General features: G+C 34.8%; 9 protein-coding genes and 1 riboswitch. Of the genes, 2 read left to right on the top strand and 7 right to left on the bottom strand.

What is annotated here, in order from left to right; all coding sequences use genetic code 11:
* Positions 1–85: 85 nt before the first annotated feature.
* Together FHR28_RS09060 and FHR28_RS09055 are read right to left on the bottom strand one after the other, a co-directional pair.
* The gene (locus FHR28_RS09060; protein ID WP_166782421.1) at positions 86–1,699 is read right to left on the bottom strand and encodes a phosphoethanolamine transferase; all 1,614 of its coding nucleotides are present in this window, start codon (positions 1,697–1,699) and stop codon (positions 86–88) included.
* 5 nt (positions 1,700–1,704) lie between these two features.
* Positions 1,705–2,283, bottom strand: a complete 579-nt coding sequence (locus FHR28_RS09055) for a TMEM165/GDT1 family protein (protein WP_151958133.1) — start codon at positions 2,281–2,283, stop codon at positions 1,705–1,707.
* 68 nt (positions 2,284–2,351) lie between these two features.
* A riboswitch (yybP-ykoY riboswitch) is annotated at positions 2,352–2,496 on the bottom strand.
* 642 nt (positions 2,497–3,138) lie between these two features.
* On the opposite strand from FHR28_RS09055, the gene FHR28_RS09050 reads away from it, so the two are divergent.
* Positions 3,139–4,458: an NAD(P)/FAD-dependent oxidoreductase gene (locus FHR28_RS09050; protein WP_166782420.1), complete on the top strand. Its 1,320-nt coding sequence runs from the start codon at positions 3,139–3,141 to the stop codon at positions 4,456–4,458.
* Between the two features lie 222 nt (positions 4,459–4,680).
* Here the strand turns inward: FHR28_RS09050 and aqpZ are convergent, their stop codons facing one another.
* From aqpZ to FHR28_RS09030, 4 genes are all read right to left on the bottom strand, one after another.
* Complete coding sequence (gene aqpZ / locus FHR28_RS09045) at positions 4,681–5,373, bottom strand: aquaporin Z (protein ID WP_166782419.1); 693 nt, start codon at positions 5,371–5,373, stop codon at positions 4,681–4,683.
* A gap of 343 nt (positions 5,374–5,716) precedes the next feature.
* Positions 5,717–6,076 carry a YcgJ family protein gene (locus tag FHR28_RS09040; RefSeq protein ID WP_166782418.1) on the bottom strand — a complete coding sequence of 120 codons (360 nt, stop codon included), beginning with the start codon at positions 6,074–6,076 and terminating at the stop codon, positions 5,717–5,719.
* A 695-nt stretch (positions 6,077–6,771) separates the two neighbouring features.
* Positions 6,772–7,551 (bottom strand): APH(3')-VI family aminoglycoside O-phosphotransferase, encoded by a 780-nt coding sequence (locus FHR28_RS09035; protein WP_166782417.1) that lies wholly within the window; start codon positions 7,549–7,551, stop codon positions 6,772–6,774.
* 245 nt (positions 7,552–7,796) lie between these two features.
* On the bottom strand, positions 7,797–8,633 hold the full coding sequence (locus FHR28_RS09030) for an enoyl-CoA hydratase/isomerase family protein (protein WP_166782416.1): 837 nt from the start codon (positions 8,631–8,633) through the stop codon (positions 7,797–7,799).
* 99 nt (positions 8,634–8,732) lie between these two features.
* On the opposite strand from FHR28_RS09030, the gene FHR28_RS09025 reads away from it, so the two are divergent.
* The gene (locus FHR28_RS09025) at positions 8,733–9,143 is read left to right on the top strand and encodes a winged helix-turn-helix transcriptional regulator (RefSeq protein ID WP_166782415.1); all 411 of its coding nucleotides are present in this window, start codon (positions 8,733–8,735) and stop codon (positions 9,141–9,143) included.
* A 301-nt stretch (positions 9,144–9,444) separates the two neighbouring features.
* Here FHR28_RS09025 and ybaK read toward each other — a convergent pair whose 3' ends face one another.
* The gene (gene ybaK / locus FHR28_RS09020; protein WP_166782414.1) at positions 9,445–9,912 is read right to left on the bottom strand and encodes a Cys-tRNA(Pro) deacylase; all 468 of its coding nucleotides are present in this window, start codon (positions 9,910–9,912) and stop codon (positions 9,445–9,447) included.
* Between the last annotated feature and the right edge of the window lie 98 nt (positions 9,913–10,010).

The following is a 10,010-nucleotide window of genomic DNA, read 5'->3' as shown; positions in this document are numbered from 1 at the left end:
CATCTTTTCGAAGCAAATCTGATCCAATCAATCGGGGCTGTACAATTTACCAAAAGCTAATTGTAATAACGCTTGTTTGTTTTAGTTAACGCCAAAGTAAATGAGGAATAAAATTACAAGTTTGATCTAACCAACATAGTTTTTCTTTACGATCCAACCGATCATGAGCACCCATGAGGTGTAATACATAACGGTCTAGGTCACTGGCATCAATGGGTTGTTCACTTCTTATCCCTTTAGACGGCATATGATCATACCAAATAATAACTGGAATACGATATCCAGCCTCTGTATTTGCACTATGTCCAGCATAGTTTTTAGCATGCCCTACTTCATTACCATGATCAGATAAAAAAGTAAAAGATCTAAAATCAGATTGAGTGGAAATCAAAAGATCGAATAACTTTGCAACAATCCAGTCTTGGTAAAGTATGCTGTTATCATATTCATTGCGTTTTAACTGAATTAAATGATTAACCTCATTTCGTTCAAGTTTTTTTTCAACCTCATCATTGCTAGAATCATTAAACTTAGAAAATTGTTCTGGGTATCGTAACTTATAATTTGGGTGTGAACCAATGAGATGCAGAATAATCAATTTACGAGGATCTGGATCATCCAATGCAATTTTATAAGCAGGCAGAATATTTTCATCTAATGACGTGCTACTACGACCTGACTTTTTATTGATAAAAACAGCTTCATCTGCATATGATGCAAAAAGTGAAGAGATATAAACATCATCTTGGTTACTAATCCAATAAACTTTAAACCCTGCTGCCTTAGCATATGCCATAATATTCTCAGGTGCGTGATCATCCATTACATTGCGCGTACCGTCATTAAATAAATAACGTAAAGATTGAATAGTAGAAGATGCTGGTGAATATCCACGACAGAATACTTTGAACTGGTCACTACGTTTACTTAACTCAGGTGTTGTATTTCTTGGATAACCGCATAATCCAAAATTAAAACTGGTAATGCTATCCGTCAAAACTATGGTATGTGTCTGGCTTTTATTAAATTTACCGCTAAAATCCAAGCGTTTTTCTGCATTCAATGTCCATTCTTTATGTATCTGATCATGTTTTAGAATACGTTGTTTGAAGTCCTGAATTTTGCCATAATATCCATACCAAAATGGCAATGGATGTAAAGCAATTGAAGGCTTAATTGCATAGCTGGCAGTACACAGTAGAAATAACAAACCTATAGCATAACGCCCTAATCGATGTACTTTCTGATCACGGAACTCACGCGTATTAAAATATTTAAATAAAATATAAAAATATAAAATCAAAGCGTTTAAAATCAAGCCAACAAATAGAATAAAAAAACCAAAATGTAGTTGAAAAAACTCTAAACTTTCATTCAATGTTGTATTCGCAATAGATTCAATAATTGAATATGCTTCAGCATCACTATTGAACAACAGCCAACTTACTGAGAGTAAACTGGTATGAAATATAAAAATAAACCACCAAACAATTGAAAATAATTTCCAAAATAAATTTGGCTTTTTTGTGGCTTGAAAACACAACCAACACCCTGGTAGTGATAAAAATGCCAAACGGACACTATCCGACCAACTCCCAGCTAAACCTAATAACAGTAAAGTGATCAGTGGTAGTGCAAGTAGATACGGTATAAAAAACATACGTTGCCAGCTTACTGGTATTCGATGAAATCGCTTCATTGTCATTAGAAAAGGTAATGTTGAATAAGTGCAGCAACACCAATAATTAAAAAGACAAGTGCGCCGATTTTATGAATGAGTGAAATTGGAAGCTTTTCTGCAAGCTTATTACCAATAAATACGGCTGGAGCATTCACTAACATTATTCCCAACGTCGTACCTACAGTAACCCAACCGACACTGTCAAAACGAGCAGCTAATGCCACAGTCGCTATTTGAGTCTTATCACCAATTTCTGCCAAAAAGAAAAGCACAAAGGTTGCGCCAAAGACACCATATTTTTGCCACTTATCGATACTTTCAGATTCATCATCTAGCTTGTCTGGGATTAACATCCATACGGCCATCCCAATAAATCCAAGAGAAACAATCCACAATAATACAGTTGGGCTAAGAACAGTCGTAATCCACTGCCCGAGTACCGCTGAAACACCATGATTTACCAGTGTTGCAAGAAAGATAGCGATAAGAATAGGAATAGGTTTTCGGAATCGTGCAGAAAGCAGTAGTGCCAGTAATTGGGTCTTATCTCCCATTTCGGATAAAGCAACTACAGCAAGAGATATTAGGAAAGCGGATAGCATAATAATTTCTCTGGCTAGCAATAATTACCATTGATTTATAACTCTTGCTAGCCATAGCAGAGTAATAAATCAAAGGTCTTGCCAACAAAAAGAAATCTATGATCAGAAGATCTTTTGGTTCTTTGCTATGATGACCATGCTTGTTTAAGCAATTATGTTGACCATCACCTTTTTACCCAAGGTAAAAAGCGGCTACTCCCCAATGAAGTTTTTTTATTCTAGTAGAATCAAGAGTAGTTTTCAATGATACTTTTTAGATAAATTAAAAGAACTCATTCCTGTTTGATTACGCCGTCTACTCAACTCATATTCCTGTAAATATATTTTAAATATTGATCAGTAACAAAATTGCAAAATTATAAATATATTTAGCTAGGGGAAATAATATTAAAAACAATCCATACTCATAAAAAACATTTGAATTCAATAAATTAAAGTTCCTCCATAAATCAAAAAATGACCATATTGAGTGAATCAGATTGGTATTGAAAGTCCCTTCTCCCTTTGGGAGAAGGCTAGGATGAGGGGGATTTTAGATGATCTATGGCTTTAAAAAGGACTTATGAAAGAAGTCTATTAGATGATATTTATTTTTAATAATAGGAGCCTTTAATCGCACTCATTGGTCGCATAAGCATGCTTTTAATTTCATCATATTTTGCGCTTTCATCGAAAACAAAAAATCTCATATTAAAAGATTATTATTCAACAATCTCAGCCATTCTAAAGAGCCTGTAATCAATGTGATAAAATATAATTTATTGATTTTTTAAAATAAAAATCAAATAATTTTATCTGAGAAGTATAAGGTGTATTATCTTAATTTTAGGATATTGAACAGAGCTATAGATTTTTATGTTAGAACATAGCGATATTAATTTACCGATTATTATTATTGGCGCTGGAATAGCAGGAATCGCATGCGCTAAAAAATTACAAGAAAATGGTAAAAAAGTTACCATACTCGAAGCGAGGTCTCGCATAGGTGGGCGCATAGATTCATTGCAATCTGATGCTGATGTTTTTGATTTAGGTGCATCATGGATTCATGGCGTTGAGGGTAATCCTATCTGGGAAATTACCCAAAAGAATCATATAGCAACAACTGTATTTAACTATGACAAATCGCAATATTTTCATGAAAATGGGTTGTTATTTTCTGACAAAGAAGTCCAAGAGTTTGAATCTTATGTAGAGGAAATAGAAAAGCAACTTTCTCAAACACAAACGCAATCTGCCCTCAAGGCAACTGAAGAAATAATTTCTTCTTTACATTATTCAGGTAATACATTTTCAGAAGATTATCTTAAACAATTATTATTTAACTTTTTCAATCGAATAGCAAATGACCCATTTGCGACAAATCTTGAGCTACTTTCATCGAATTATAAAAATTACGAAGGTTATTTTGAAGGTGATGAAGTTATTTTTCCCAATGGTTATGCTCAAGTTATAGACGTGCTTTCAAAAAAAATAGACATTCAATTCAATATAGATGTAAAAAAAATCATCTGTGAAAATGATTATGTAAAAATCATTGATTCCAATGATAATTTTTACATAGCTTCCCGCGTAGTGGTTACTGTCCCACTCGGAATCTTAAAGAAAAACCATATAGCATTTTATCCAGCATTACCTCATCACTATGCGCAATCTATTCAAGATATTGGATTTGGATCCTTCAATAAGGTATTTTTCGAATTAGAACAACCACTCTCTTTTAGATCAAAAATGCCGATAGACAAGATAAGTGATTTCTATTGGAATGAGCTTGGCTGTTTTAATATCCTTGACTTATCTGGAATTTATAAAAAACCAATTTATTTAATGCTGTTTGGAGGAAAGCAATCTGAGTTTATCGATAATTCAGCGGATCATGAAATATCAAACTTTATTTTTAGTAGCTTGCAAAAACAATTCAACAATATTCCCCATACACCTAAAAAACTCATCGTTACACGTTGGGGCTCCGACCCTTATAGTTATGGTTCTTTTAGTTTTCCCTCACTAAAGCACTCTGAAGATATTGTTAAGGTATTGCATCAACCAATTCAAGAAAAAATCTTCTTCGCTGGCGAACATTGTAGCTTGAAATATGCGGGTACTGTTCATGGCGCATACTTAAATGGCGATGCAACAGCTCAAAAAATATTAGCTGAAGTACCACTTATTTAAGCCTAATCTCAGCCATGAAAAAACCTCCCTAGGGAGGTTTTTATAATGTTGTCTAGTGTTAGGCGCATTGATAATAGACTTCTTTCATAAGTCCTTTTTAAAACCATTAATCAACATAAAAGTACCCTCATCCTAGCCTTCTCCCAAAGGGAGAAGGAACTTTCAATACCAATATGATTCACTCTACATGATCATTTTTTGATTTATGAAAGATCTTTAATGTTATTGGCTATTTTTTTGCTCAAAACATTTATAAATTAAAGCGCCAATCACAGCACCAACAATTGGTGCAACCCAGAAAAGCCATAATTGACTCAGTGCAGCTGTTTCAGCAAACAAAGCCACTGCTGTACTACGTGCAGGATTGACCGAAGTATTGGTGACAGGAATACTGATTAAATGGATCAAAGTTAATGCCAAACCAATAGCAATAGGCGCAAAACCTGCTGGTGCACGTTTATCTGTAGAACCGAGAATTACAATTAAGAAAATAGCAGTTAAGACAATCTCAATTAATAATGCAGAAACCAAAGAATATTTTCCAGGCGATAAATCACCAAAACCATTTGTTGCAAATCCGCCCGTACCAGTGAATCCTGCTTGACCTTGTACAATCAAATACAATATAAATGCCGCGAAAATACCACCTACGACTTGAGCGATAATGTATGGTGCTAAGTCTTTTGCATTAAAACGACCACCAACCCATAAACCTATACTTACTGCAGGATTGAAATGTCCACCTGAAATATGACCTAATGCGTAAGCACCAGTCAGTACAGTGAGACCAAACGCGAGTGCAACACCAACAAAACCGATACCCAATTCTGGAAAAGCAGCAGCAAGTACTGCACTACCACACCCTCCAAAGACCAGCCAAAATGTTCCAATAAATTCTGCAAAATATTTATTCATATTCATTACTTTTCTGTTCAATAAATCCAAGCGGAATTTAGCAAAACAAGTCACATTTTAAAACAAAAATATGAATTAATTTACAAAAAACATAAGTAATTGATGAAATGACTAAATTTATAATTTTTATAGAACAAACCCTTCGATTGAAGGGCTTGTTAGACAAATTAAAATTCCAATTCAGAGGGGGAAGAAGGAATGATTTAATAAATCTATTCATAATTATTAACATGTATATGGATTTATACAATCTTATTTAATAGAACACAGCATTCTAAAAATTTGAAGATAAATCAAAAAGCCCATCTGCGGGTGAACTCTTTAGCCGATTTATGGCAAAGAACTACTTATGATTAAAAAGCTGATCTGTTATCTTTTGATCAACTTTACTTCGATGTCCATTGTCAAAATATCGATCTACATGGCATTGTTTTGTATTTGTATCGCAGAATACTCCATTTGAGAAAGTAAATGCAGAAAGATCAAAATCACCTTGTGAGAAAACTTTATTCGCTTTTTGGGTTCCTAAATATTGAGCCGTAAGTGATTTTGATACATCTTTGTTATTTACACAAATACATTGATCACAAATCACACATTTTTGAGGTGAAACTAAACTTGTGCTGGTTTTAGCAATCGTTGGAAAACTGATGATTAAACAAGCGTAGCTGATGATATTCAATAATCCTTTAGAAATTTTCACTTTTAAACCTGCAAAACAATACAAAAAAAATAAAGGAAAATTATAAGATCAATTAGATTTAAGATATACAAAAATTATGTTTAAACCTATATAAGAAAACACGTTAGGCTTCTTTTATAAGACATTTTTAAAATGATAAATCAACATAAAAGCCCCTCATCCTCGCCTTCTTTCAAAGTGAGAAGTCGATTTCAATAGTAATATGAATCACTCATTATAAACATTCATTCAGTTTAGAAATAATCTAGAGATATTATGATTAACAGCAGAATTATCGATAAAACCAAATAAGTATTGATATTATTAAAGCTCTTAAGATAATTTAACATGCGTCATTTTCCATAAGAATTTAATAAAATACTATATGGCTGACGGATAGATAAAAGACTAGGAAAAGAAAAGCAGACAAAAAAATACCATCGATAATAAAATTGGTTAAAAATGTTGCACGATGAAATTTAAATAAACTTGTAAAGCTAATAAATTAACAATTTTATATTCAAAAAAACTTAAATCACAAGTTAAGCTAATAAACAGCTTTAGCTATTTTAAATAAGTTTATTTTAAAAACCAAAACTTGGATTCATTGGTGATATAAAACTTTAAATCAGTAGCTCCACTAACTTCTTTCACTTATTTATTTAAAACTTAGCGACTTAAAAAGATAACTAAGTATTTTTAGATATTGCTTGGAATCAATTCAATTCATCAAGTTTTAAAAAATAATTCCTTTTGTCAGGCATATCGTTTTTTAAATGCTTTAAAAATATTTTAGCAGTTTCCTCAGATACATCCTCTCTTAGGCAACGTTCAACAAAAGATATATCTACAAATTCATCTGCTAATCCAGCACGACCAAGATCTAAAAAGTAAATTTCACCAGATTTATCTATAAAAATATTACTATCCGTGATATCGCCATGAGAAAAAACCAATCTTTCTTCAACACGAGTCTCATTTAACTCATTCCAAAGACTTATGTAAGTTTTATGGTCTCCCCATAATTCAGCCTCAAAATCATCTTGATCCATCTCGTCAAGGAGTTGGTTATCAATAAAAAATTTTGACTCTTTTAACCGATGATCAATGCTTGAAATAAATGGGCAATCAATAATAGCAACTGCATTTAACTGATTGAGTGTTTCCTTATAGATAGCAAGCAATTCTTGCTCTGTTAAAAAAAGCGCTGAAATTGATTTTGCATTGATCGCTTTAGTGATCATGAATTCAAACTGCTCATCCTGAAAAGTCATGATGAGTTCAGGCACCTTTAATTTATCAGAGAGCCAACTCAACATTTTCGCTTCACGAGAGACACTGTATGTGGTCTCTGTATATAAAGTGCTAGATCGCTTAAGAAAAAAAGTTTCATTATTTCGATTAAAAGAATAAACATCCGATGGCGACTGACCAATTTTATTTGGCTCTAAAACGCTGTTTCCAATAAATTGTTGAATAATATTGGGCAATTCCATCAAGTTTTCCTTTTATTCAGCATTAAAAACCTCGCAAATGCGAGGCCTAGTAAATAGATGATCTTAATTAGGTTCACTGTAGCAAAAATATGGCTTATTCTCTATAGAGGGTCAATGCTTCAAACTTTTGTCATTACCTCTCAATTGCATAAATAGCGCTAGGCTTAAGAAAAATGGGTTGCTGTATTTCTCTGTCTCAAATCTCAAGAATAAGCTAGAGCAGAATATTAGACAGCAGCAAGACCTCAGGATGCAGACAAATCGCGGAGTAGTTGCTCCAAATCCTGTTCGCCTACTTTTGTTTGAGCACCTGCCTGCAAGCCGCCACGAATGAGTTTTTCAGCAGCCGGACGCGCAAACAGACCAGCCCATGCCTTGTGCTCTCGAAGGAAGTCTTCACTTAAATCCGCTGGTGGGATTGCTTTCTTTGCAGCGGCGATGACCCCTTCAGGTAAAGCTGCAATATTTGTGGCGATGCGATGAACAAAAGCGTCTAACTCATTTGCCGGAAGCGCACGATTTACCCAACCATATCGTTCGGCTAGCAAAGCATCAATAAGGTCAGCACCAAGAATTACCTCTAATGCACGCCCCCGTGTCATACGCTGTGAAAGATATTGAGTACCACCACCGCCAGGAATAATCCCCATCAATGCCTCACATTGGGCGAGACCAGCGAGCCCAATAGCAGCAAATGCCATGTCCACTGCTGCCACAAATTCAGCACCGCCACCACGCGCCAAGCCTTCGAGCTTAACAATTGTCACTTGCGGCTGTGCCTGAATCATCTCTCCCAAAGCCTGAAATGGATTCAATCCATTAGGTACATCTTTTGCGAACTGGTCAAAAGCGTTTGGCTCATCAATTAAGGTCATGTCTACATGAGCGATGAAAAACTCAGGATCGGCGCTTTGGAACACGATTACACGTGTTTGTGGGTCATCACGTACCTGAGTGAGAAAAGCTCGAATATCACTCATCAAGGCAACATCCAATACATTAACTGGTGGATTGTTAATACTGACAGTCGCCACGCCTCGATCATACTCAATGTGAAGTGTAGAATAAGTTGGAATGGTCATCATATACCCTTGATTTTAGCTGTGTGCAATCATGGTATCTTATGTATACTTAGTGTCAATTACGCACCTTAAGCATCCTAAGTATCTTGGAGCATACCTATGAACCCTGATCACGATCCAATCTACCGTGCCGACTGCCCAAGCCGTGCCATTCTCGATCAAATCGCAGACAAATGGTCAATGCTGGTTTTGATGGTGTTACATGAACCACGTCGCTTCAACGCCATCAAACGGCGCCTTGATGGTATTACCCAACGTGTATTGACACAGACACTTCGCAAGTTAGAACGCAATGGTATGGTGACACGCACCGTTATAGATGGGAAAACGCTGGGCGTAGAATATGCCTTGACGCCACTTGGTCAATCACTCAAATTGCCTTTTAACGTGCTCTACGACTGGACCGTCGAGAATATGGACACCATTCAGGTTTGCCAATCTCGCTATGATCAATCTGATGATGCTATTCGCACAGATACCACTCAGGAATCAGGCATAACGTTGAAATAACGTGTGTAGTCGCTAGCTAGAAATGTGAGAGTTTGGCTTGTTCGTCCAAAATCTTATGAATATGGAAAAGATTATTTAGGTTTTAAAACTACCCACCTGTTTTGCTTACTTAATTTTGCTTACTTAATTTAGTTCCACTTTCATCTATACAATAAAAAACCACCGCAAAGGTGGTTCATATCTTGAATGAATGACTGTAATCTTTGTCTTTAATTTTCAGTTCTATTGCCTTAGTGGAATCAATATTTTTGTGACTAATATAGAATAACAGCTTTTTTAAATTTAACTCTAAAAACACATCTCATTCATCAACAATATCAACAAAATTTGCACCTAACACCTTGGCTAAGTCTTGAGGTTTCACTCCGATGTCTAAACCACGTTTACCACCACTGACATACATCATTGCTAATGCTGTTGCGCTAGCATCAATCACAGTTTTTAAACGCTTTTTTTGACCTACAGGACTGATTCCACCGACTAAGTATCCAGTTAAACGCTCTGCATCTTTAGGATCAGCCATATGTAGTTTTTTACAAGCAAAAGCACTCGCCACTTTCTTTAAATTTAATTGATGGTTCACTGGAAGGATGGCAACAAAATAGTTTTTATCATCTGTCACCATCAAAGTTTTAAACACTTCTTCAACATTTAAACCTAATTTTTCAGCAGCCTCTAAGCCAAAACTTTTTGCATTTACATCATGTTCATATTCATGAATTGAAAATTCAATTTTATTTGATTTTAAAACTTTGCAAGCAGGTGTCATAGAATAAACAAGATCAAAATTAAGAAGACTTTTGAATTATAGGACTATTTATATAAATTTTAAAATAACAATACAAATTTAAATGGTGAAAATTAATA

The organism is Acinetobacter sp. BIGb0196, assembly GCF_011759595.1.
GTDB lineage: Bacteria > Pseudomonadota > Gammaproteobacteria > Pseudomonadales > Moraxellaceae > Acinetobacter > Acinetobacter guillouiae.
The sequence above is the reverse complement of the archived record's forward strand: the minus strand, read 5'-3'. Positions and strand labels throughout refer to the sequence as shown.

Coding starts and splice junctions, on each gene's coding strand:
- FHR28_RS09035 (WP_166782417.1), bottom strand. CDS start 7,551: ATGGAATTGCCCAATATTATTCAACAATTTATTGGAAACAGCGTTTTA.
- ybaK (WP_166782414.1), bottom strand. CDS start 9,912: ATGACACCTGCTTGCAAAGTTTTAAAATCAAATAAAATTGAATTTTCA.
- FHR28_RS09030 (WP_166782416.1), bottom strand. CDS start 8,633: ATGACCATTCCAACTTATTCTACACTTCACATTGAGTATGATCGAGGC.
- FHR28_RS09055 (WP_151958133.1), bottom strand. CDS start 2,283: ATGCTATCCGCTTTCCTAATATCTCTTGCTGTAGTTGCTTTATCCGAA.
- FHR28_RS09050 (WP_166782420.1), top strand. CDS start 3,139: ATGTTAGAACATAGCGATATTAATTTACCGATTATTATTATTGGCGCT.
- FHR28_RS09060 (WP_166782421.1), bottom strand. CDS start 1,699: ATGAAGCGATTTCATCGAATACCAGTAAGCTGGCAACGTATGTTTTTT.
- FHR28_RS09025 (WP_166782415.1), top strand. CDS start 8,733: ATGAACCCTGATCACGATCCAATCTACCGTGCCGACTGCCCAAGCCGT.
- aqpZ (WP_166782419.1), bottom strand. CDS start 5,373: ATGAATAAATATTTTGCAGAATTTATTGGAACATTTTGGCTGGTCTTT.